The organism is Streptomyces sp. MMCC 100 (assembly GCF_041538145.2).
In the GTDB taxonomy this organism is placed as follows: Bacteria; Actinomycetota; Actinomycetes; order Streptomycetales; family Streptomycetaceae; genus Streptomyces.
On the sequence record NZ_JBGORK020000001.1, the window covers coordinates 5,213,366 to 5,236,079 of the forward strand.

Sequence of the window (22,714 nt, forward strand, 5' to 3'; positions counted from 1 at the left end):
CGGTGAACCCTTTCCTCAATGCGTGCTTGCGGTACGGCGCTGGACCAGCACGGCGGCGACGATGATCGCGCCCTTGGCGATCTGCTGCACGTCGGTCTGCAGGTTGTTCAGGGCGAAGATGTTGGTGATGGTGGTGAAGATCAGGACGCCGAGCACGGAGCCGAGGATGTGGCCCCGGCCGCCGGTCAGCAGGGTGCCGCCGATGATCGCGGCGGCGATGGCGTCGAGTTCGTAGAGGTTGCCGTTGGTGTTCTGGCCGGAGCCGGCGAGGGCCACCAGCAGGAAGGCGGCGATGCCGCAGCACAGCCCGGACAGCAGGTAGAGGTAGAGGCGCTGGCGGCGGACGTCGATGCCGGCCAGCCGGGCGGCCTCGGCGTTGCCGCCGACGGCGACGGTGCGCCGGCCGAAGGTGGTCCGGTTGAGCACCAGCCAGCCGACGACGGTGACGGCCGCGAAGACCATGACCAGCGGCGGTATGCCGAGCACGTACCAGTCGCGCTCGGCGAGGCGGAGGACGCCCGGGACCGTGACGACCTGGGTGCGGCCGTCGGTGATCTGCAGTGCGAGGCCGCGCGCCGAGGCCAGCATGGCGAGGGTGGCGATGAACGGCACCATCTGGCCGAAGGCGACGAGCACCCCGTTGACCAGGCCGCAGCCCACTCCCACCACGACCGCGGTGAAGAGGATGCCGACGAACCCGTACTCCTGGGTGGCGACCGTGGTCGCCCACACGGAGGCGAGGGCGACGATGGCGCCGACGGACAGGTCGATGCCGCCGGAGACGATGACGAAGGTCATGCCGACGGTGACGACGCCGATCACGGACGCCTGGGTGAGTACCAGCTGGAGGTTGCGGGTGTCGAGGAACGCGTCGGGCTGGGTGATGCCGCCGATGAGGACCAGCACGGCGAGCACGCCGAGCAGGGTGAGGGTGCGGACGTCGGCGCGGCCCAACCGGACCCGCCAGGCGGGCGGCCCCTCCACCGGTGCCGCCTTGTCGGTGCCGCCCCGTGGCGGGGACACGTGCTGCGTCATGACGCCGGGCTTCCTTCCATCACGAGGTCGAGTACACGGTGTTCGTCGAGGTCGCGGGCGGGGGCCTCGTGCACGACGCGGCCCTCGCGCAGCACCAGTACGCGGTCGGCGAGGCCCAGCACCTCGGGCACCTCGCTGGAGACCAGCAGCACGGCGAGGCCCTCGTCGGCGAGGCGCCGGATGACGGCGTACAGCTCGGCGCGGGCGCCGACATCGACGCCGCGGGTGGGTTCGTCGAGCAGCAGGACCCGGCAGCCGCGCAGCAGCCAGCGGGCGAGCACCGCCTTCTGCTGGTTGCCGCCGGAGAGCGTGCGCACGGGCACGGCGGGGTTGTCGGGCCGCAGCGACAGCTCGCGGGTGGCCTTGCGGGCCGCGCCGAGTTCGGCGCCGCGGTCGATCCAGCCCCCGCGTGAGAAGCGGGACATGGCGGAGACCGACACGTTGCGGGTGACGGACTCCAGCATCAGCAGGGCCTGTGCCTTGCGTTCCTCGGGGGCGAGCCCGAGTCCGGCGCGTACCGCGGCGCGCACGCTGCCGGGCCTGAGCGGTTGCCCGCCGACGAGTACCTTGCCGGTGTTCGCCTTGCGTGCGCCGTAGACCGTCTCCAGGATCTCGGAGCGGCCGGAGCCGACCAGTCCCGCGAGGCCGACGATTTCGCCGGGTCGCACTTCGAGGTCGAGCGGCGCGAACTCGCCTTCCCGGGACAGCCCTTCGACCTTCAGCACCGGTTCAGCCGCGGGCGGGGCGGCCGGCCGCTCCGGGAAGACGTACTCGACGTTGCGTCCCGTCATCAGCGCCACCACCTCGCGGGTCGGCGTCGACTCGGCGGGCAGCCCGCCGGCGACGGCCCGGCCGTCCTTGAGGACGGTGACCCGGTCGCCGATGCGGCGGATCTCCTCCAGACGGTGCGAGATGTAGACGACGGCGACACCCTCGGCGGTGAGGTCGGCGACGATGCGGAAGAGGTTGTCGACCTCGTCCGGGTCGAGCGCGGCGGACGGCTCGTCCATCACGATCAGCCGTACGTCGTGCGAGAGCGCCCGCGCCATGGACACGATCTGCTGCTGCGCCGCCGACAGGTCACCGACCAGCCGCCCCGGGTCGACCTCGGGGTGCCCGAGCCGCTTGAGGAGCGCGGCCGTCGACGCCTTGGCGGCCCTTCCCCGTACGACGAAGCCGGCGGCGGTCGGTTCGTGGCCGAGGTGGACGTTCTCGGCGACCGACAGGTGCTCGACCAGGTCGAGTTCCTGGTAGATGGTCGCGATGCCCAGGCGCATCGCCGCGATGGGCGAGCGCAGGGTGACGTCCTCGCCGCGCCAGCGGATGGTGCCGGTGTCGGGCTGGTGGGCGCCGGCCAGCACCTTGATGAGGGTGGACTTCCCGGCGCCGTTCTGGCCGAGGAGGCAGTGCACCTCACCGGCCTGGACGTCGAGGTCGACGCCGTCGAGGGCCCGGACTCCGGGGAACGACTTGGTGATGCCGGACATGCTGAGCAGCGGTGGTTCTGGTGCCATGTGAGGTCCCCTCGGCGGGCTTGCGGGCCGGTGTCAGGGCAGAGCAGAGCAGGGCTGGGCAGAACAGAGATGGACAGAACAGGGCATACCGGGGTAGAGCGCTGTACTGGACGGAGCCGTGGAGCCGTGGAGCTTGAGGAAGCGAACGGTGTCTACGCGGGCGAGAACAGGTGGTCGCTGATCAGCCGGGCCGCGCCGATGACGCCGGCGGTGGGTCCCAACTCCCCCAGGACGATGGGCAGGTTGCCGGTCGCGAGAGGCAGCGACTGGCGGTAGACCTGGGTGCGGATCGCGGCGAGCAGGTTGTGGCCGAGGCCGGTCACCCCGCCGCCGATCACCACCAGGCCCGGGTTGAAGAAGCTGACCAGGCCGGCGATGACCTGGCCGGTGCTGCGGCCGCCCTCCCTGATCAGGTCCAGTGCGGTGGCGTCGCCCGCGGCGGCCGCGGCGGCGACGTCGGCGGCGCTGAGGCCCCCGTTCGTCTCCAGCCGGTTCGCGAGCTCGGCCGACCGGCCCTGCTGGGCGGCCTCCGTGGCGTCGCGGGCCAGGGCCGCGCCGCTGAAGTGGGCCTCCAGGCAGCCCCGGTTGCCGCAGGCGCACTGGCGTCCGTCGGGCACGGCCTGGATGTGCCCGATGTCGCCCGCGCTGCCCGTGGTCCCGCGGTAGACGTCACCGCCGACGACGATGCCGCAGCCGATGCCGGTACCGATCTTGACGACGAGGAAGTCGTGCTGGGTGCGGGCGACGCCCGCGTGCTGCTCCCCCAGCGCCATCAGGTTCACGTCGTTGTCGACCATGACGGGACAGCCGAGTTCCTGGCTGAGCGCCTCCCGTACGGGGAAACCGTCCCAGCCCGGCATGATCGGCGGAGCCACCGGCACGCCCTCGGGGAAGCGGACCGGCCCCGGGACGCCGATGCCGGCGCCGTCGAAGCCCTCCGCGAGCCCCGAGGCCCGCAGCTTGGCGGCCATCGACAGCACCTGCTCGAAGACCGCGACCGGACCCTCGCGCACGTCCATGGGCTGGTTGATGTGCCCGAGGATCTCCAGCTCGGCGTTGGTGACGGCGACGTCGACCGAGGTCGCGCCGATGTCGACGCCGAGGAAGCGCAGTTCGGGGTTGAGGCGGACGTTGTGGCTGCGGCGCCCGCCGCGCGAGGCGGCGAGCCCGTCGGCCACGACGAGACCGGTCTCCAGCAGCCGGTCCACCTCGACGGCCAGTTTCGACCTGGAGAGGTCGACCTGGTCACCGAGCTGGGCACGGGAGTTGGGCCCGCCGTCGCGCAACAGCTGGAGCAGTCGCGCTTGGTGGGCGTTCGCGGGTCGCGCGGTCATGCGTCTCACGAGCCCCTCCCCGCCTCAATCGGCTGTGAATGTGCCGGTCTTCCGGCCTCGTCCAGTGGCTTGCTTTCGGAGGGAACGTAGCAGTGGGCGCCGGGTGTGGGAAGAAGTCACGCATGAATTGCTGCGAACTTTCTCCACTGAGTGGACAAAGAAGGGAGCGGCGTCGGACGCCCCCGGGCACGACGAGGCCGCCCGGCCAACGTGCCGGGCGGCCTGTGAACCAGCCCTCAGCGGGCTCTGATCGGGCTCTGACCTTACGATTCTCCGCGCGCATGGTACGAGCGCCGGGTGTGCTCCGTGTGTTCGCGCATCAGCCGGGTCGCCGACTGCTCGTCCCGGTCGGTGATCGCGGCGATCAGCTTGCGGTGCTCGATCCAGGACTGCCGGCCGCGCTGCCGGGCGACCGGGGTGTAGTACCAGCGGACCCGGCGGTCGACCTGCGCGGCCAGTTCGGCGAGGACCGCGTTGCCCGCGAGCTCCATCACCTTGCCGTGGAAGCGGGCGTTGTAGGCGACGGTGGCGTCCACGTCCTCGGCGGCGACGGCCCGCTCCCCCTCCTCGCACAGCTCTTCCAGCTCGGCGATGCCGGCACTGGAGGCGTTGGCCGCGGCGAGCCGCGCCGCCTCGGCCTCCAGCAGCGTACGGACCGTCAGGAGCTGGTCCGCCTCCTCCTCCGTCGGCTCGTGCACGAAAGCACCCTGCGCGGGCCGCAGATCGACCCAGCCCTCGGTGTTGAGCCGCTGCAGCGCTTCGCGCACCGGCTGCCTCGACACCCCGAGGTGACCGGCGAGTTCGCTCTCGACGAGGTGCTGGCCCGGCCGGAGGGCCCGCGTGGTGATGAGTTCGAGCAGCGCCTCGTAGACACGGTCCCGCAACGGGCCGGGACGCTCCAGCTTGGGCACCGCGCCCTGCGGCAGTCCTGCGGACAACATCGGTCCCCCCTCGACGGCCGGCACACAACCAGTGCGCGCAGCATTCGGTACGCGCAGTATCGATTGTCTTTCGTCTACAGTCTACGGCGCACCGGAAGCTTGAGCCCTGGTGTGTAGGCCACGTCACACCGCCGGGTGGGGCGGGGCGTTCAGGGGCAGCGGACGACCTGTCCGGCGTAGGAGAGGTTGCCGCCGAAGCCGAAGAGCAGCACCGGATCGCCGGTGGTCACCTCGCCCCGCTCGACCAGCTTGGACAGGGCCAGCGGGATGCTCGCAGCGGAGGTGTTGCCGGACTCGACGACGTCGCGGGCGACCACGGCGTTGACGGCACCGATCTTCGCGGCGAGGGGTTCGATGATGCGCAGGTTGGCCTGGTGCAGGACGACCGCGGCGAGGTCGGCGGGCGCGAGACCGGACCGCTCGCAGGCCTGGCGCGCGATGGCGGGCAGCCGGGTGGTCGCCCAGCGGTAGACGCTCTGTCCCTCCTGCGTGAACCTCGGCGGCGTTCCCTCGATGCGGACCGCGTTGCCCATCTCGGGTACCGACCCCCACAGCACGGGCCCGATCCCGGCCTCCTCGCCCGGTGCGCAGGCCTCGACGACGGCGGCCCCGGCCCCGTCGCCGACCAGCACGCAGGTGGTGCGGTCGGTCCAGTCGGCGACCTCGGACATCTTGTCCGCGCCGATGACCAGCGCGCGGCTGGAGGACCCCGCCCGTACGGCGTGGTCGGCGGTGGCCAGGGCGTGGGTGAAGCCCGCGCACACGACGTTGAGGTCCAGCGCGGCGGGTCCGGGGACGCCGAGGCGGGCCGCGACGCGGGCGGCGGTGTTCGGGGAGCGGTCGATCGCGGTGGAGGTGGCGACCACCACCAGGTCCACGTCGGCCGGGGTCAGCCCGGCCGCCGCGAGCGCCTTCGCGGCGGCGTGGCCGGCCAGCTCGTCGACCGGCTCGTCGGGTCCGGCGATCCGGCGCGTACTGATGCCCACCCGGCTCCTGATCCACTCGTCGCTGGTGTCGACCATGCCCGCCAGGTCCTCGTTGGTGAGGACCCGGGCGGGCTGGTAGTGGCCGACGGCGGTGATCCGGGAGCCGTGGTGCATGGGTGGAGTCCTCGCTGCCTCGGGGTACGGGATCCACCAGTGTGATCAGTGACCGACGGGTACGACGGCAGGTGATACGACAGGAAACCGGCGCCCGGCTTGTCGGCTTCGGTCAGCATCCACCGCCGCCCCCGGCCGTCCCTGCCCTCTCGCCACCGGCCTCATCCGGTGAAGAGCTGGGTCGCCTTCCGGACGAGTTCGTACAGCCCGTAGACGAGCGGTGCGCCCACCCAGAGCCAGGTGAAGGCGATCAGCGGCCGCCGGTCGGGCAGGCCGGCCGCGTCAGGCGGACTCTGGCTGCTGTCGGGTGACATCGTTGCCCTCCTTCTGCGCGGGGGTGGCGGTGGCGGGTTCGTGGTGCCGGGCGTGGACGGGCCGGACGAGTTCGTTGGCGACGAAGCCGACGACCAGCAGCCCGATCATGATGAGGAAGGACGTGCCGTACAGCGCCGAGCCGTGCCGTCCGGCCTCCTCCTGGTGGTCGGCGATCCAGTTCACGATCAGCGGTCCGAGGACGCCGGCCAGCGACCAGGCGGTGAGCAGCCGTCCGTGGATCGCGCCGACCTGGTAGGTGCCGAAGAGGTCCTTGAGGTAGGCGGGGGCGGTGGAGAAGCCGCCGCCGTAGAAGGACAGGACGACCAGGGCGCACAGGACGAACAGCGGCTTGGAGGAGTCGCCGAACAGCGCGATCAGGGCGTACATGAGCGCACCGACGCCCAGGTAGACGCGGTAGATGTTCTTGCGTCCGATCAGGTCGGAGGTGGAGGACCAGCCGATCCGGCCCGCCATGTTGGCCGCCGACAGCAGCGCCACGAAACCGGCCGCCGCGGTGGCCGACACCGGTGTGGCGGTGTCGGCGAAGAAGTCCCGGATCATCGGCGCGGCCTTCTCCAGGATGCCGATGCCGGCCGTGACGTTCATGCAGAGCACGATCCACAGCAGCCAGAACTGCGGGGTGCGCATGGCCGAACGCGCCGAGACCTGGACGCCTTCGAGCGGAGCGGGCCGGCCGTCCGCCCGTTCCTTGGGCCGCGGCACCCGTACCAGCAGCACGCCGAGGAGCATGAAGACGGCGTACGTCAGTCCGTGGACGAGGAAGGCGAGGGCGATCCCGGAGCTGTCGGTGCCGAAGGACTTCAGCATCTGCGCCGACCAGGGCGAGGCGATGAGCGCACCGCCGCCGAAGCCCATGATGGCGATGCCGGTGGCCATGCCCGGCCGGTCCGGGAACCACTTGATCAGCGTCGACACGGGCGAGATGTAGCCGATGCCGAGACCGATCCCGCCGACGAAGCCGTAGCCGAGGACGATCAGCCAGTACTGCTCCACCGCCGCGCCCAGCGCGGAGAGCAGGAAGCCGGACGAGAAGCAGACCAGGGCGACGGTCATCGCCCAGCGCGGCCCGTGCCGTTCCACGAGCGTGCCGCCGAACGCTGCCGACAGACCGAGCATGACGATGCCGAGCTGGAAGGGCAGCGCGCTCTGCGTGCCGCTCAGGCCGAGCGCGGACTCCAGGGGCGGTTTGAACACGGACCAGGCATAGGCCTGCCCGATGGATAGGTGGACCGAGAGAGCGGCCGGGGGGACGAGCCAGCGGCTCCAGCCCGGCGGTGCGACGGGGGGACTCATGGGTCCCCAACCGTAGGCATCCGGAAAGCGCTTGAGAAGACTGTTGAGCGGACAACTACAGACCACCACCACTGCTGCACAAAGCCTTGCCGCCCCAACTTCCATACTGTAGACAATATTTCGTCGACACCATCGACTGATTTCTTCCCAGTTCCTCGGTATCCCTCGACCGAACGGAGCTCCCCCGCCATGAAAGTCGCAGTCCTCGGCGCCGGGGCGATCGGCGCCTACGTCGGCGCCGCGCTCCACCGTGCGGGCGCCGACGTGCATCTCATCGCCCGTGGACCGCATCTGGCGGCCATGAGGCAGTACGGAGTACGGGTGCGCAGCCCGCGCGGCGACTTCACCGCGCACCCGCGCGCCACCGACGACCCGGCCGAAGTCGGCCCGGTCGACTACGTGTTCCTGGGTCTGAAGGCGAACTCGTATGCGGCGTGCGGGCCGCTGATCGAGCCGCTGCTGCACGAGACCACGGCGGTCGTGGCCGCCCAGAACGGCATCCCCTGGTGGTACTTCCACCGGCACGGCGGCCCCTACGACGGGCGCCGTCTCGAAAGCGTGGACCCGGCCGGCGCGGTCAGTGCGGTGCTCGCGCCCGAACGGGCCGTCGGCTGCGTCGTGTACGCGGCCACCGAACTGGAACAGCCGGGCGTCGTACGGCACGTGGAAGGCACCCGGTTCTCGATCGGCGAACCCGGCCGGGACGTCTCGGCGCGGTGTCTGGCGTTCAGCGAGGCGATGCGGTCGGGCGGCCTGAAGTGCCCGGTCGAGCCCGACCTGCGCGGCGACATCTGGCTGAAGCTGCTGGGCAACATCTCCTTCAACCCGATCAGCGCCCTGGTCCGGGCCACCATGCGGCAGATGTGCCTGCACGGCGGCACCAGAGAGGTCATCGAGACCATGATGACCGAGACGCTGACGGTCGCCCGAGCGCTCGGCTGCGAGGTCGGCGTCTCCATCGAACGCCGGCTCGCGGGCGCCGAAAGGGTCGGCGACCACCGCACCTCCACGCTCCAGGACCTGGAGCGCGGCAAGCCGCTCGAACTCGACGTCCTGCTCGCGGCCGTCGTCGAGCTGGCGGAGATCACCGGGGTCCCGGTGCCCACCCTGCGCACCGTGCACGCCCTGTCGGACCTGCTCGCGCTGAGGAGCGCCGCATGAGGAAACGCGACCGAACCCCCAAGACCTACACCCGCCTCACCCATCCCCTGGTCCGGGACTCGCGCGACGAGCCCTTCCGCCGGGCGAGCTGGGAGGAGGCCCTGGACCGCACGGCCCGGGGTCTGACGGCGGCGCGCGGCGCGTTCGGGATGTTCTCCTGCGCGCGGGCGACCAACGAGATGAACTACGTGGCGCAGAAGTTCGCCCGGGTGGTCATGGGCACCCACAACGTCGACTCCTGCAACCGCACCTGTCACGCGCCGAGCGTGGCGGGCCTGTCGGCCGCCTTCGGCTCGGGCGGCGGCACCTCCTCCTACGAGGAGATCGAGCACACCGACGTCATCGTGATGTGGGGCTCCAACGCCCGCTTCGCGCACCCGATCTTCTTCCAGCACGTACTGAAGGGCATACACAACGGCGCCCGCATGTACGCGGTGGACCCGCGCCGCACCTCCACCGCAGAGTGGGCGGAGAGCTGGCTCGGCCCGAACGTCGGCACGGACATCCCGCTGGCGCACGCGGTCGGCCGCGAGATCATCCACGCGGGCCTGGCCAACGAGGCGTTCATCGAACGAGCCACCACCGGCTACGAGGAGTACAAGGCCCTCGTCGAACCGTGGACACTCTCCCTCGCCGAAAAGGTGACCGGCGTACCGGCCGCCGCCATCCGCGAGCTGGCGCACGCCTACGCCCGGGCCGAGCGCGCCCAGCTGTGCTGGACCCTCGGCATCACGGAGCACCACAACGGCACGGACAACGTCCGCGCACTGATCAACCTCTCCCTGCTCACCGGCCACGTCGGCCGCTACGGCTCCGGCCTGCAGCCCCTGCGCGGCCAGAACAACGTGCAGGGCGGCGGCGACATGGGCGCGATCCCCAACCGCCTCCCCGGCTTCCAGGACGTGCTGGACCCGGAGGTCCGCCGGAAGTTCGAGACGGCGTGGGACACGGTGGTCGAGCCGCGCCACGGTCTCACCCTGACGGAGATGTTCGAGGCGATGGACGAGGGCACGCTCCGCGCCGTCTACTGCATCGGCGAGAACCCGGCCCAGTCGGAGGCGGACGCCGAACAGGCGGTACGCCGCCTGCGCGCGCTGGATTTCCTCGTCGTCCAGGACATCTTCCTCACGAAGACCGCCGAACTGGCCGACGTGGTCCTCCCGGCGACGGCCGGCTGGGCGGAGACGGAGGGCACCACCACCAACAGCGAACGGCGCGTACAACGTGTCCGCAGGGCCGTGACCCCGCCGGGGGAGGCCCGGGAGGACATCGACATCCTCTGCGACCTCGCGGCCCGCCTGGGCCACGACTGGAAGTACGCCGACGCGGAGTCGGTCTGGAACGAACTGCGCTCCCTCTCCCCCGACCACCACGGCATGACGTACGCCCGCCTGGACGAGCACCAGGGCATCCAGTGGCCGTGCCCGAGCACGGAGGGGCTGGAACCGACCTACCTGCACGGCAGGTTGTGGGACCAGGACCCGGCCCACCGCGGCCGCCTCGCCCCCTTCGGGATCGTGCGGCACGACCCGCCCGTGGACCTCACCGACGAGCAGTACCCGATCCGGCTGACCACGGGTCGCCGCCTCGACTCCTACAACACGGGTGTGCAGAGCGGCGGTTACGCCTCTCCCCTGCGCCGCGGCGAGTCCGTCGAACTGTGCCCGGAGGACGCCGAGCGCTACGGGGTGGTGGTCGGCGAGGAGGTCCGGGTGACCTCACGGCGCGGCTCGCTGCTCGCACCCGTCTGGGTCGACACGGCACTGCGCCCGGGCCTGGCCTTCATGAGCTTCCACTTCCCCGACGAGGTGGACACCAACCAGCTGACCATCGAGGCCAACTGCCCGATCGCCGGGACGGCGGAGTTCAAGGCCTCGGCCATCCGGATCGAGAAGGTGAGCACCAGTGGACCTGCGCTTCGGTGACGGCAAACCCACGGACGAGGAACGCGCGGCCGTCGACGCCCTGCTCGGCCCGCCCGAGTCCTCCTGGGAGGGCGCCGACCGCTCCGACGCCGACCTCAGGTGGGCCCGCGGCGGCCGGGAGGCCCGGGACCGCCGCGACCAGCTCCTGCCGGCCCTGCACGCGCTCAACGACCGCGTCGGCTGGATCAGCGAGGGCGCGCTGGACTACGTGTGCCGACGCCTGACCGTCCCCCCGGCCGAGGCGTACGGGGTGGCCACCTTCTACGCCATGTTCTCGGTCCGCCCCCGCCCGGCGACCGTCCTGCACGTCTGCACTGACCTGGCGTGCACCGCGGCGGGGGCGAGCGAGCTGTGCGCGGCGGTAGAGACACGGCTGGGCCCGGAGAGCGGGGTGAAGGTCGAGCGGTCTCCTTGCCTGGGCCTGTGCGAAAGGGCCCCGGCGACCTTGACGATCCGGGCAGGCGATTCGGCCCGTCCGGCGTTCGAGGACGAGGCCGTCCAGGCCGAAAGCGGGGGTCAGGGGGCGGCAGCCCCCGGGGACGATGGGGGCACCTCCCGCTCGAGCGAAGCCGAGAGCGGGGGAGGGAAGGGGCGGCAAAGGCAAAACACCCGCCACGCGACGGCCGTATGTGCCCCCGCGACCCCGGACACCACCGTCCACGCGGCCACCGCCCCCGAATCCGCCCCCGCCGAACCCGCCCCCGCCCTCGCGGTCCCCCAGGCCGGCGACCCCGCCCTCACCCTCCTCCACCGCATCGGCACCGTGGACCCCACCTCGCTCGACGACTACCGCGCCCACGGCGGCTACACCGCCCTCCGCCGTGCCTTCGCCCTCGGCCCCGCCGCCGTCATCCGCGAGGTCACCGACGCCGGCCTGGTCGGCCGCGGCGGTGCCGCGTTCCCCACCGGCCGCAAGTGGCAGGCGACGGCCGCCCAGCCCGACCACCCGCACTACCTCGTCTGCAACGCCGACGAATCCGAACCGGGCACCTTCAAGGACCGCGTCCTCATGGAGGGCGACCCCTACGCCCTGGTCGAGGCTATGACCATCGCCGCCTATGCGACCGGCGCCCACAAGGGCTACCTCTACCTCCGCGGCGAATACCCCCGCGCCCTCGCCCGCCTCACCCACGCCATCGCGCAGGCCCGCACCCGCGGCCTCCTCGGCGAGGACGTCCTCGGCCAGGGCTACGCCTTCGACATCGAGATCCGGCGGGGGGCGGGCGCGTACATCTGCGGCGAGGAGACGGCCCTGTTCAACTCCATCGAGGGCTACCGCGGCGAGCCCCGCTCCAAGCCGCCGTTCCCCGTGGAGAAGGGCCTGTTCGGCAAACCCACGGTGGAGAACAACGTGGAGACCCTGGTCAACGTTCTCCCCATCCTGACGATGGGCGCCGAGGCGTACGCCGCGATCGGCACGCCGACGTCCACCGGCCCGAAGCTGTTCTGCGTGTCCGGCACCGTGGCCCGGCCCGGCGTCTACGAACTCCCCTTCGGCGCGACCCTCGGCGAACTGCTCGCCCTCGCCGGTGTCCGCGACAATCTCCGCGCGGTCCTGCTCGGCGGCGCCGCCGGCGGCTTCGTCCGCCCCGACGAGCTGGACGTCCCGCTCACCTTCGAAGGCACGCGCGAGGCCGGCACGACCCTCGGCTCCGGCGTCGTCATGGCCTTCGACGACACGGTCCCGCTCCCCCGCCTCCTCCTGCGCATCGCCGAGTTCTTCCGCGACGAGTCGTGCGGGCAGTGCGTGCCGTGCCGGGTCGGCACCGTACGCCAGGAGGAGGCCCTGCGCCGGATGGCCACGCGCACCGGCGCCGCCGCCGCCGACGACATCGCTCTCCTGCGCGAGGTCGGCCGCGCGATGCGGGACGCCTCGATCTGCGGTCTCGGGCAGACCGCGTGGAACGCCGTGGAATCCGCCATCGACCGTCTGGGGGCGTACGAATGACCGCGATACCGCTCGGAGTGCCGCGCCGTCTGGTGGAGTTCACCCTCGACGGGCAGGAGGCCAGGGTCCCCGAAGGGTCCACGATCCTGGACGCCTGCCGTGCCGCCGGGAAGGACGTCCCGACGCTGTGCGAGGGCGACACGCTCGCCCCGAAGAACGCCTGCCGGGTCTGCGTGGTGGACGTCGAGGGCGCCAGGACCCTCGCGCCCGCCTGCTCGCGCAGGGCGGAGCCGGGCATGGTGGTGCGCACGGACACCGAGCGCACCCGGCACAGCCGCAAGCTCGTCCTCGAACTCCTCGCCTCCTCGGTCGACCTTTCCACCACCCCCTCGGCCGCACAGTGGATCAAGGAGTACGAGGCGAAGCCCGACCGCTTCGGCCCGGACGCGGCCCGGGTCGACGAGGAGCCGCGCGTCGACAACGACCTCTACGTGCGCGACTACGGCAAATGCATCCTCTGCTACAAGTGCGTGGACGCCTGCGGCGACCAGTGGCAGAACAGCTTCGCCATCTCCGTCTCCGGCCGCGGCTTCGACGCCCGGATCTCGGTCGAGCACGACGGTCCGCTGACCGACTCGGCGTGCGTCTACTGCGGCAACTGCATCGAGGTGTGCCCCACGGGCGCCCTGTCCTTCAAGTCGGAGTTCGACATGCGCGCGGCGGGCACCTGGGACGAGGAGCGGCAGACGGAGACGACGACGGTGTGCGCGTACTGCGGCGTGGGCTGCAATCTCACGCTCCATGTGCAGGACAATGAGATCGTGAAGGTCACCTCTCCGCACGACAATCCGGTGACCCACGGCAACCTGTGCATCAAGGGCCGTTTCGGCTACCAGCACGTACAGAACCGGGACTGACCAGCACACCGACCGGCGCAAGGGGCACGAACATGGGACGAGTCACGGAACGACGCAAGGTGATCCGGGTACGGGACGGTGCCGTCTCCACGCGCCCGGACACGCTCGTCGCCGAGGAACCGCTGGAGATCCGGCTGAACGGCAAGCCGCTCGCCATCACGATGCGCACACCCGGCGACGACTTCGCGCTGGCGGCCGGTTTCCTGGTGAGCGAGGGAGTGCTCGCCGAGCAGGCCGACCTCCAGAACATCGTGTACTGCGCGGGCGCGACCGTCGACGGGTCCAACACGTACAACGTGGTCGACGTGCGGACGGCCTCCGGCGTGCGCGTCCCGGACATCACCCTGGAGCGGAACGTCTACACCACCTCGTCCTGCGGGCTGTGCGGCAAGGCGAGCCTGGACGCCGTGCGTACGACGGCCCGCTGGCCCATCGCCGACACTCCCCCGGTCCGCGTCACCCCGGAGCTGCTGGCGGAGCTGCCCGACCGGCTGCGCGCGTCCCAGCGGGTCTTCGACCGGACCGGCGGACTCCACGCGGCGGCGCTGTTCACCGAGGAGGGCGAGCTGGTGGACGTGCGGGAGGACGTGGGCCGGCACAACGCGGTCGACAAGCTGGTCGGGCGCGCCCTGCAGAACGGCGATCTGCCGTTGTCGCGCTCCGTCCTGCTGGTGTCGGGCCGGGCCTCCTTCGAGCTGGCGCAGAAGGCCGTGATGGCGGGCATCCCGGTGCTGGCCGCGGTGTCGGCGCCGTCCTCGCTCGCGGTGGACCTCGCCGCCGAGACGGGACTGACGCTGGTGGGCTTCCTGCGCGGCAGCTCCATGAACGTGTACGCGGGCGAGGACCGCGTCGCCCTGCGGGCCGCGGCCGCCCAGGGCTGACCCGCCTCCCCGCTGCACGGCGGCGGGGCCCCTGCCGGCGGGGAGCGCCCCCTGCGCCGCGGGGCCCCGCCTCGACCACGTCGCCTTCCGCGTCAGCCGTCCGACTCCGTACCGGCGATCCGCCGGACCAGGTCCATGAGCCGCACCCGTTCGTCCTCGGTGAGCGGCGCCAGCAGCTCGGCGTTGGCCGCGCGGGCCGCCTCCTCGCAGCGCGCCAGCACCCGGCCGCCCTCCTCCGTGAGCGACACCGCGTTCTTGCGGCGGTCGCCGGGGTCCGGCACCCGGACGACGAGACCGGCGGACTGCAGGTCGTTGAGGACGCCGACCAGGTCCTTCGGATCGAGCCCGATACCGCGCCCCAGGTCGGCCTGGGCGACGGGGGCGAGGTCGCGGACGGCGGAGAGCACCACGTGGTGCCACATCTTCAGGCCCTCGGCCGCCAGCGCCTCGGCCACCAGGGCCCGCCCGCGGGTGGCGGCGCGGCCCAGCAGCCAGCTGGGGAGGGAGCGGATCTCGGGCAGGGGTGCGGCGGTCATGGGGCCAGCCTATCCAGAAACCGTTGGACTTCCCCACGATCGCACACTTATCGTTGGGGTCCCCAATGAGTTGCTCCCTCAACGGGTCTCCATGCTCCCGACTCTCCGGAGGTTCGCTCCCATGCGCCGTGTCCGTTACGCGTCCACCGGTGGCCCGCTGTTCCTGGAGGAGGCGCCCTTCCCGGAGCCGGGCGCCGGTGAGGTCCTGGTGCGCTGCGAGGCGATCGGCGTGACGCTGCCCGTCGTACGCAAGGTCACCGAGGCCGCCGAGCCCGTACCGCTGGGCGGGGAGGTCGCCGGGGAGGTCGTCGCGCTCGGTGCCGAGGTCACCGGCTTCGCGGTGGGCGAGCGCGTGACGGGGCTGTGCTTCGGGCACGGCTACGCCGACTTCGCGGTCCTGCGCCGGGACATGGCCTCGCCCGTGCCCGACGGGGTCGGCGCCGTCGACGCGGTCGCGCTGGTCCGCAGCGGTCTGGTGGCCCTCGGCGCCCTCACGGCCGCCCGCCCCCGGCCCGGCGAGGCGGCCCTCGTGACGGCCGCGGCGAGCGGGGTCGGCCACCTGGCCGTGCGGCTCGCCCGCGCCCGTGGTGCCGCGCGGGTCGTGGGCGCCGTCTCCGACCCCGCGAAGGCGGACTTCGTACGCTCCCTCGGCGCCGACGAGGTGGTGGCCTACGGCGACGACGGCTGGGGCGAGCCCGTCGACTACGTCGTCGACGGCGTGGGCGGCGACCTGCTCACCCCGGCGGTCGGCGCCCTCGCCCCGGGCGGCCGGCTGGTGGCGTACAGCTCGGGCGGCGGGACCGTGCGGGCGTACGACCTGCTGGTGGGGGCCAGGACCGTGACCGGGTTCCAGCTGGCGCGGACCGCCCGGGGGATGCCGGAGATGTACGAGGGCTGGCGGCGCGAGTTGTGGCGGCTGTACGCGGAGGAAGGGCTCCGGCCCGCCGTGCACGGACCCTACGCGCTGGAGGACGCGGCGAAGGCGCACGAGGCCGTCACGTCACGCGGCAACCTCGGGAAGGTCGTACTCGTCCCCTGAGGCCCCGCCCTCGGCACCGGCCCCGGCCCCGGCCCCGACACGCGGGAACCGGCGCGGTCCCTGTGGACACGGGACACCTCTTGTACTGATGTCCGGACGAAGGGATTCCCCTCCACCAGCCGCCCGAAGGGCAGACCGCGCCATGCCGCCCCGACCTCCCCGCCCCCTCTGGCTCGCCCTGGCCGCGTCGTGCGCGCTGGCCCTGTCCCCTCTCCCGGCGCACGCACGACCCGGCGAGCGGGCACCGGAGTTCGAGGAGCAGGTGCTCTTCGACGCGGCCCGGGACCCGGGCGGCTATGCCTGCTTCCGCATCCCGGCGATCGTGCGCACGACGGACGGCACGCTGCTCGCGTTCGCCGAGGGCCGCGTCCTCGACTGCGGGGACGCGGGCGACATCGACATCGTCCTCAAGCGCTCCACCGACGGCGGACAGTCCTGGGGCCCCCTCCAGGTCGTCAACGACGGCGGCGGCGACACCCACGGCAACCCGGCCCCGGTCGTCGACCGCGCCACCGGCCGGGTCCTCCTGCTGGAGACGTACAACGCGGGCCGCACGGACGCCGCCAACTGCGCGGTGCCCTGCGACCGCACGCCTCACCTCCAGCACAGCGACGACGACGGCCGCACCTGGTCCGCGCCCCGCGACCTGAGCCCCGAGATCCTGCCGACCGGCTGGAACTCCTGGTACGCCACCGGCCCCGTGCACGGCGTCCAGCTCACCGGCGGCGCCCACCCAGGCCGGCTCGTCGTCGGCGTCAACGCCGAGACCTGGGACGGCGAACGGGTCACCGCCAACCACGCGGCCCTCGTGGTCAGCGACGACGGCGGCGAGCACTGGAAGACCGGCGCCACCGACACCTGGCCCGTCGCCCCCGACGGCACCTTCCGTCAGAAGCCCTCCGAACTGACCCTCACCGAACGCGCCGACGGGGCACTTCTGGTCAGCGGCCGCGAGGAGAACGGCACCGACCTCGGCCACCGCACCCAGGCCCTCAGCCGCGACGGCGGCGACAGCTTCACGGCACCCTTCTCCGCCCTGCCCGACCTGTACGCCCCGCAGGTGCAGGGCGCGCTGCTGCGCCTCGGCGACCGCGTCCTCCTGTCCGCGCCGGCCGACCCCGACCGCCGCCGGACGATGACGCTCCGGTCCTCCTGGGACGGCGGCGCGACCTGGGACGGCGTGGACCGCGGCACGGTCGTCACCCGGGACTGGTCGGGTTACTCGGACCTGGTGGCCGTCGACGACGGCACCGTGGGCCTGCTGTACGAGGGCGGGACGTCCGACGCCCGCGACGAGATCCGCTTCGCCCGCTTCACCGAGGACTGGCTGACGCCCCGCCGGGCCGCCGACCCGGCCACCCCCGACCTCGCCGCCGGTGCCATGCCCGCGGCCGTCCTCGGCGGTGCGGGCACGACGGACGGCGCGGTGGACGGCGCGCTCGCGTTCGACGGCGCCGACGACGCCGTACGGCTGCCGTACGACGGGCGGCTGCCGCTCGGGGACGGCGACTTCACGGCGTCGCTGCGGTTCCGGTACTCGGCGGCCGGCGGGGAGCAGCCGCTGCTGTGGATGGGCGGCATCGGCACCACGCAGCCCCAGGTGTGGCTGCGCGCCGAGCCCGGGAACGGGCGGGTGCAGGGGCTGATCACCGCCCGCGAGGGCGGGGCGGCCCCGCGCTCGGCGTGGGTGCGCACCGGCCAGGCCCACAACGACGGCCGGTGGCACCACCTGACGCTGCGCCGCGGCGGGGGCCGGCTCACGCTGTTCGTCGACGGTTCGGCGGTGGCCGACGCGGCGGACGTGCCGGGTTCGGTCAGCCGGAACTCGCCCTTCGGGGTGCACATCGGCGAACGGATGGACGGCCGGGCCCGTTTCACGGGCGCCATCGACGACGTGCGCGTGTGGGACCGGGCCCTGACCGGCGAGGAGATCGCTGCCGGTGATCCGCCCTCCGCCACCGGGAACACCGTCCTGCACCTGCCCATGGACCGGGTGGACCGGACGGACACGGGCGGCTGACCGTCACCGCCGGGAGCGGACGCCTCAGCCGGAACGGCTACCGGTGCCGACCGCGGTGCGCACCGGGGCGGCCCGTTCCTCACCGGAGACCGCCTCCGGGTCGCGCGACCGCCGTTTGGCGATCACCGCGCAGACCATGAGCTGCATCTGGTGGAAGAGCATCAGCGGCAGCACCGCCAGCGAGGCCTGGGCGCCGAACAGGACGCTCGCCATGGGCAGACCGGCGGCGAGCGACTTCTTGGACCCGGCGAACTGGATCGCGATCCGGTCCTCCCGCCCGAAGCCGAGCCCCTTCGCCCCGTACCAGGTCAGGATCAGCATCACGGCCAGCAGCACCGCCTCCACCGCCAGCAGCCCGGCCAGCCGCACCGGGCTCACCTGGTGCCAGATGCCCTGGACCATGCCCTCGCTGAACGCCGTGTAGACGACCAGGAGGATCGAACCGCGGTCGACGAGCCCGAGCACCTTCTTGTGCCGGGCGACGAAGCCCCCGATCCACCGGCGCAGCAGCTGCCCGGCCACGAACGGCACCAGCAGTTGCAGCACGATCTTCACCACCGAGTCGGCGGAGAACCCGCCCCCGCCGCCGCCCAGCAGGGCGGCGGCCAGCAGCGGTGTGACGACGATGCCGACCAGCGAGGAGAAGGACCCGGCGCAGATGGCGGCGGGCACGTTGCCGCGGGCGATGGAGGTGAAGGCGATCGAGGACTGGATGGTCGACGGGACCAGGGTGAGGAAGAGCAGGCCCTGGTAGAGGGGGTCGGTCAGGAACACCGGGACCAGACCGCGGGAGGCGAGTCCGAGCAGCGGGAAGACGACGAAGGTGCAGGCCAGCACGGTGACGTGGAGCCGCCAGTGCCGTACGCCGTCCATCGCCTCACGGGTGGAGAGCCGGGCTCCGTAGAGGAAGAAGAGGAAGGCGATCGCGCCGGTGGAGGCGCCGGAGGCGACGTCCGCGCCCATGCCGCGGGCCGGCAGCAGCGCCGCGAGGCCCACCGTGCCGAGCAGCAGCATGATGTACGGGTCGATCGGCATCCAACGCGGCCAACTCAGGCGTTTCACGGTGCTCCACTTGCTCGCTGCTTGCTCGGTACCGGCTTGGTTCTCACTCGTTCACCGGGGTCACGGGTCCCCGCTCCATCCTGCTCCCCCGCCCGGCGATCGGGAATCCGGTATACCGCTCTGACTGTCATCACGATCGCCGATCACCGGTAGCCTGGCGGGATGTACGACCCCTCCCACCTGCGTACGTTCCTGTCGGTGGCCCAGACGCTGAGCTTCACGCAGGCCGCCCGGCGGCTCGGGCTGCGTCAGTCGACGGTGAGCCAGCACGTGCGGCGCCTCGAGGACGCCACCGGGCGGCAGCTGTTCAGCCGGGACACGCACTCCGTCGAGCTGACGGAGGACGGGGAGGCGATGCTCGGGTTCGCGCGCCGGATCCTGGAGGTCCACGAGCAGGCGACGGCCTTCTTCACGGGCACCCGGCTGCGCGGGCGGCTGCGGTTCGGGGCCTCCGAGGACTTCGTGCTGACCCGGCTGCCGGAGATCCTGGAGGGCTTCCGGCACGACCACCCCGAGGTCGACCTGGAACTGACGGTGGAGCTGTCGGGCACGCTGCACGAGCAGCTGGCGGCCGGGAAGCTGGACCTGGTGCTCGCCAAACGGCGGCCCGAGGACCCGCGGGGCGAACCCGTGTGGAGCGACCGGCTGGTGTGGATCGGCGCGGAGCGGCTGCGCCTCGAAGCGGACCGCCCGGTGCCGCTCATCGTCTACCCGCCGCCGGGCATCACCCGGGCGCTCGCCCTGGACGCCCTGCAGCGGGAGGGCCGGGAGTGGCGCATCGCGTGCACCAGCGGCAGCCTCAACGGCCTGATCGCGGCCGCCCGTGCGGGCCTGGGCGTGATGGCGCACTCGCGCGGCCTCGTCCCGCCCGGTCTCGTGCGGGTGCCGGACCGGGCCGGGCTGCCCGAGCTGGGCGGCGTCGACTTCGTACTGGTGCACGGCCGGCGCCGGCCCTCGGCACAGGGCGCCGCGGACGCGCTGGCGGCGGCGATCCTGGCGGGCGGCGACCGGCTGCACCGGCCTCAGCGGACCGGCCTCGGATAGGTGAGCTGCTTGACCCGGCGCAGGAAGGGCGACGCCTCCACGTGCTGGACGCCCTCCAGGCGGCCGAGCGGACCGCTGAGGTAGGCGTAGAGGTCGGCGGTGTTGCGGACGACCGCGGTGGCGACGATGTTGGACGGGCCCGCGGTGGCGGCGGCGTGGGCGATCTCGTCGTGCGCGGCGAGGGCCTCGCCGACCCGGTGCAGCGCGGCCGGGCTGGTGGTGAGCCACAGGACGGCGGCGGTCGGATACCCGAGGATCTCCGAGTGGTACTCCACGTCGATGTACACGGCGCCGGAGCCGAGCAGCGCTGCCAGGCGGCGTTTGACCGCGGACTCGGAGCGGCCGGTGGCCCGCTGGAGCTCGGGGTAGCCGACGCGCCCGTCGCGTTCCAGGACGGCGAGCAGCGGCTCGTCCTCGGGGTCGATGCGGGCCGGTCCGGGCGTGGCCGGGCCGGTGCCGGGCCGCAGCGCCGCGACCTGGTCGTCACTGAGCACGCGGAACTTGCGCAGCCAGCCGCTGGGTCCGCCGTAGAAGCGGTGCAGGAGCTGGTGGGCGTGGATCTCCAGGACGCGCGGGGTGCGCGGCAGCTTGCCGAGGAGCAGGTCGTCCCGGTCGCCGGGGCTGCGCGGCCGGGTGCCGAAGATGACCTCGGTGCCGCCCGCGGCCAGCCCGATCCAGCTGGTGTCGGGGCGCTTGGCGAGGGCGTCCGCGATGGCCGGCGCGCTGTCGGGGACGCAGCGCAGCCGCAGCGTCCAGTGGTCCTGGCCGAGCCGCTCGGCGTCCCGGACGGCGACCACCCGCAGCCCGCCCTCGGCGCACAGCCTGCGGTAGCGGCGGGCGACGGTCTGGTCGGAGACGCCGAGTACCGCACCGATGCGGCTGAAGGAGGCGCGGCCGTTCACCTCCAGGGCGTCCAGTACCCGCAGGTCGAGTTCGTCGAAGGCATCGGATTCCATCCGCACGTCGGCCACTCCCGTCGAGTTCCGTCGCATCTTCGCCGTGAACCAATGCGATCGGTCAAGCGAGACCCATCGTACGGAGGGACGGAAACACGTACGACACGGGAGAGAAGACGGAACATGCGTACATGGGGGCCGCTCACGGCGGTGTGCCTGGGGACGTTCATGCTGCTGCTGGACGTGACGATCGCGGTCGTCGCGCTGCCGGACATGGCCAGGGGGCTGCACGCGTCGCTGAGCGATCTGCAGTGGGTGATGGACGGCTACGCGCTCGCGCTGGCCGCGCTGCTGCTGGGGCTGGGCGCCGCGGCCGACGCACTGGGACGGCGCCGGGTCCATGTGGCGGGCGTGGTGCTGTTCGCGGTGGCGTCGCTGCTGTGCGGGCTTGCCACCGGGCCCGGGATGCTGGTCGCCGCGCGCGGGCTGCAGGGCGTGGGCGGGGCGGCGATGTTCGCCACCACGCTGCCGCTGCTCGGCTCGGTCTACCAGGGGCGCCGGCGGTCGATGGCGCTCGGGGTGTGGGGTGCGGTCAGCGGCGCGGCGGCGGCCGTGGGGCCGGTACTGGGCGGGCTGCTCACCGACGGTCCGGGCTGGCGGTGGATCTTCTGGGTGAACCTGCCGGTGAGCGTGGTGGCGGTCTGGCTGACGCTGCGCGTGGTGCCGGAGTCCCGCGGGGCGGCCGGTCGCCGCGTGGACTGGGCGGGTACGGCGACCTTCGCGGCGTTCGCCGGGGCGGTGACGTACGGGGCGGTGCGGGCCGGGTCGCACGGCTGGACGGAGGGCGGCACGCTCGCCTCCTTCGTGCTCGCGGCGGTGGCGCTCGGTGCGTTCGTCGCGGTGGAGCGCCGGGTCGCCGATCCGCTGCTCGATCCGCGGCTGTTCCTGCGGCCCGCGTTCTCGGGCGTGATGCTGGGCGCGCTGGCCTTCAACGGGGCGGCGTTCGGTGTGATGGCGTACACGTCCATATGGCTGCAGACGCTGCTCGGGATGAGCCCGGTGCGGGGCGGGCTGGTGTTCGTGTGGCTGTCGCTGGCGTCGTTCGTGGTGGCCGCGGCGGGCGGGCGGCTGCTGCACGGGGTGCCGGCGCGGCTGACCATCGGCGGCGGACTGCTGCTGATCGCGGCGGGGCAGTTCTGCATGGCGTTCCTGGACGCGGGCTCCAGTGCGTCGGCCCTGGTGCCGGGGCTGCTGCTGGTGGGCGTCGGGACGGGCCTGGTGTCGCCCGGCATCGCGGGCGCGGCGCTGTCGGCGGTCCCGGCGGAGCGGGCCGGTATGGCCGGGGGCGCGGTCAACACCTTCCGGCAGCTCGGGTACGCGCTCGGCATCGCCGTGTTCGGCACGGTGCTGACCTCGCGGATGGCGGACACGCTGCCGCACGACGCGGCGCACGGACTGGCGGGCGGTGCGGCGGGCGCCCTGCGGGGCGTGTTCGGTGAGCACGCGCTGCGGGCCGCGTTCGCCTCCGGGCTGAACGCGGCGGCGGTGACCGCGGGCGCGGTCGCGGCGGTCGCCGGGGTGCTGGTGCTCGTCCTGGTCCGGGCGGGCCGCGGGGGCCGGGCTGCCGGGGTGACGGATTCCGCGACGTCCGCGCTGACCAAGGAGGAGGCCGCTCCGGCAGCGCCGTACCAGCGGTAAGCGGGTCGTACAGATTCGGTGGAGATTACGGCACCGAAACTTACTCAACCGTCAGGAAACTGTCCGACCCTTCCCCATGTGGGCGCATTTCCTC

At 72.7% G+C, this 22,714-nt stretch carries 19 protein-coding genes; 9 read left to right on the forward strand and 10 right to left on the reverse strand.

From position 1 onward, the window contains the following. Positions 1-15: 15 nt before the first annotated feature. The 7 genes from ABS735_RS24270 to ABS735_RS24300 all read right to left on the reverse strand — a co-directional run bounded on the left by ABS735_RS24270 (position 16) and on the right by ABS735_RS24300 (position 7,553). Complete coding sequence (locus tag ABS735_RS24270) at positions 16-1,035, reverse strand: ABC transporter permease (RefSeq protein WP_373900451.1); 1,020 nt, start codon at positions 1,033-1,035, stop codon at positions 16-18. Further along, positions 1,032-2,549 (reverse strand): sugar ABC transporter ATP-binding protein, encoded by a 1,518-nt coding sequence (locus ABS735_RS24275; protein ID WP_373900450.1) that lies wholly within the window; start codon positions 2,547-2,549, stop codon positions 1,032-1,034. Before ABS735_RS24275 ends, ABS735_RS24270 begins: the two co-directional genes overlap by 4 nt. A gap of 152 nt (positions 2,550-2,701) precedes the next feature. Continuing rightward, positions 2,702-3,883, reverse strand: coding sequence for an ROK family transcriptional regulator (locus ABS735_RS24280; protein WP_373900449.1), 1,182 nt, complete (start codon positions 3,881-3,883; stop codon positions 2,702-2,704). A 263-nt stretch (positions 3,884-4,146) separates the two neighbouring features. Continuing rightward, a complete protein-coding gene (locus tag ABS735_RS24285) occupies positions 4,147-4,824 on the reverse strand; it encodes a GntR family transcriptional regulator (RefSeq protein ID WP_373900448.1) in 678 nt (225 codons plus the stop codon). A 149-nt stretch (positions 4,825-4,973) separates the two neighbouring features. Beyond that, positions 4,974-5,924 carry a beta-ketoacyl-ACP synthase III gene (locus ABS735_RS24290; RefSeq protein WP_373900447.1) on the reverse strand — a complete coding sequence of 317 codons (951 nt, stop codon included), beginning with the start codon at positions 5,922-5,924 and terminating at the stop codon, positions 4,974-4,976. A 161-nt stretch (positions 5,925-6,085) separates the two neighbouring features. After that, positions 6,086-6,238: an MFS transporter small subunit gene (locus ABS735_RS24295; protein ID WP_373900446.1), complete on the reverse strand. Its 153-nt coding sequence runs from the start codon at positions 6,236-6,238 to the stop codon at positions 6,086-6,088. Further along, positions 6,207-7,553: an OFA family MFS transporter gene (locus tag ABS735_RS24300; protein ID WP_373900445.1), complete on the reverse strand. Its 1,347-nt coding sequence runs from the start codon at positions 7,551-7,553 to the stop codon at positions 6,207-6,209. The genes ABS735_RS24295 and ABS735_RS24300 overlap by 32 nt, the downstream gene beginning before the upstream one ends. Positions 7,554-7,742: 189 nt before the next feature. Here ABS735_RS24300 and ABS735_RS24305 point away from each other — a divergent pair, with 189 nt between their 5' ends. From ABS735_RS24305 to fdhD, 5 genes are read left to right on the forward strand one after another with little or no spacing between them, the layout of a single operon-like run. Further along, positions 7,743-8,714: a 2-dehydropantoate 2-reductase gene (locus ABS735_RS24305; RefSeq protein WP_373900444.1), complete on the forward strand. Its 972-nt coding sequence runs from the start codon at positions 7,743-7,745 to the stop codon at positions 8,712-8,714. Continuing rightward, positions 8,711-10,639 (forward strand): molybdopterin oxidoreductase family protein, encoded by a 1,929-nt coding sequence (locus tag ABS735_RS24310; protein ID WP_373900443.1) that lies wholly within the window; start codon positions 8,711-8,713, stop codon positions 10,637-10,639. The genes ABS735_RS24305 and ABS735_RS24310 overlap by 4 nt, the downstream gene beginning before the upstream one ends. After that, the gene (locus tag ABS735_RS24315) at positions 10,620-12,587 is read left to right on the forward strand and encodes an NAD(P)H-dependent oxidoreductase subunit E (protein ID WP_373900442.1); all 1,968 of its coding nucleotides are present in this window, start codon (positions 10,620-10,622) and stop codon (positions 12,585-12,587) included. Before ABS735_RS24310 ends, ABS735_RS24315 begins: the two co-directional genes overlap by 20 nt. Continuing rightward, positions 12,584-13,444 (forward strand): 2Fe-2S iron-sulfur cluster-binding protein, encoded by an 861-nt coding sequence (locus ABS735_RS24320; RefSeq protein ID WP_373900441.1) that lies wholly within the window; start codon positions 12,584-12,586, stop codon positions 13,442-13,444. Before ABS735_RS24315 ends, ABS735_RS24320 begins: the two co-directional genes overlap by 4 nt. Before the next feature lie 32 nt (positions 13,445-13,476). Continuing rightward, positions 13,477-14,325 (forward strand): formate dehydrogenase accessory sulfurtransferase FdhD, encoded by an 849-nt coding sequence (fdhD, locus tag ABS735_RS24325; protein WP_373900440.1) that lies wholly within the window; start codon positions 13,477-13,479, stop codon positions 14,323-14,325. 92 nt (positions 14,326-14,417) lie between these two features. Here the strand turns inward: fdhD and ABS735_RS24330 are convergent, their stop codons facing one another. Further along, positions 14,418-14,861, reverse strand: coding sequence for a MarR family winged helix-turn-helix transcriptional regulator (locus ABS735_RS24330; RefSeq protein ID WP_373900439.1), 444 nt, complete (start codon positions 14,859-14,861; stop codon positions 14,418-14,420). Positions 14,862-14,982: 121 nt separating this feature from the next. Here ABS735_RS24330 and ABS735_RS24335 point away from each other — a divergent pair, with 121 nt between their 5' ends. Together ABS735_RS24335 and ABS735_RS24340 are read left to right on the forward strand one after the other, a co-directional pair. Then, on the forward strand, positions 14,983-15,900 hold the full coding sequence (locus ABS735_RS24335) for a quinone oxidoreductase family protein (protein WP_373900438.1): 918 nt from the start codon (positions 14,983-14,985) through the stop codon (positions 15,898-15,900). Between the two features lie 142 nt (positions 15,901-16,042). Further along, positions 16,043-17,920, forward strand: coding sequence for an exo-alpha-sialidase (locus ABS735_RS24340; protein ID WP_373900437.1), 1,878 nt, complete (start codon positions 16,043-16,045; stop codon positions 17,918-17,920). A gap of 24 nt (positions 17,921-17,944) precedes the next feature. Here ABS735_RS24340 and ABS735_RS24345 read toward each other — a convergent pair whose 3' ends face one another. Beyond that, entirely contained in the window at positions 17,945-18,982 is a 1,038-nt protein-coding gene (locus ABS735_RS24345) for a bile acid:sodium symporter family protein (protein ID WP_373900436.1), read from the reverse strand. Positions 18,983-19,144: 162 nt separating this feature from the next. Between ABS735_RS24345 and ABS735_RS24350 the strand changes: the two genes are divergently transcribed. Then, positions 19,145-20,026 (forward strand): LysR substrate-binding domain-containing protein, encoded by an 882-nt coding sequence (locus ABS735_RS24350; protein ID WP_373900435.1) that lies wholly within the window; start codon positions 19,145-19,147, stop codon positions 20,024-20,026. On the opposite strand, the gene ABS735_RS24355 is transcribed toward ABS735_RS24350, so the two are convergent. Beyond that, positions 20,005-20,982, reverse strand: a complete 978-nt coding sequence (locus ABS735_RS24355) for an Lrp/AsnC family transcriptional regulator (RefSeq protein WP_373901260.1) — start codon at positions 20,980-20,982, stop codon at positions 20,005-20,007. The two genes, ABS735_RS24350 and ABS735_RS24355, sit on opposite strands and share 22 nt — an antisense overlap. Positions 20,983-21,105: 123 nt before the next feature. Here ABS735_RS24355 and ABS735_RS24360 point away from each other — a divergent pair, with 123 nt between their 5' ends. Continuing rightward, positions 21,106-22,620 carry an MFS transporter gene (locus tag ABS735_RS24360; protein ID WP_373900434.1) on the forward strand — a complete coding sequence of 505 codons (1,515 nt, stop codon included), beginning with the start codon at positions 21,106-21,108 and terminating at the stop codon, positions 22,618-22,620. The last annotated feature ends 94 nt before the right edge of the window (positions 22,621-22,714 follow it).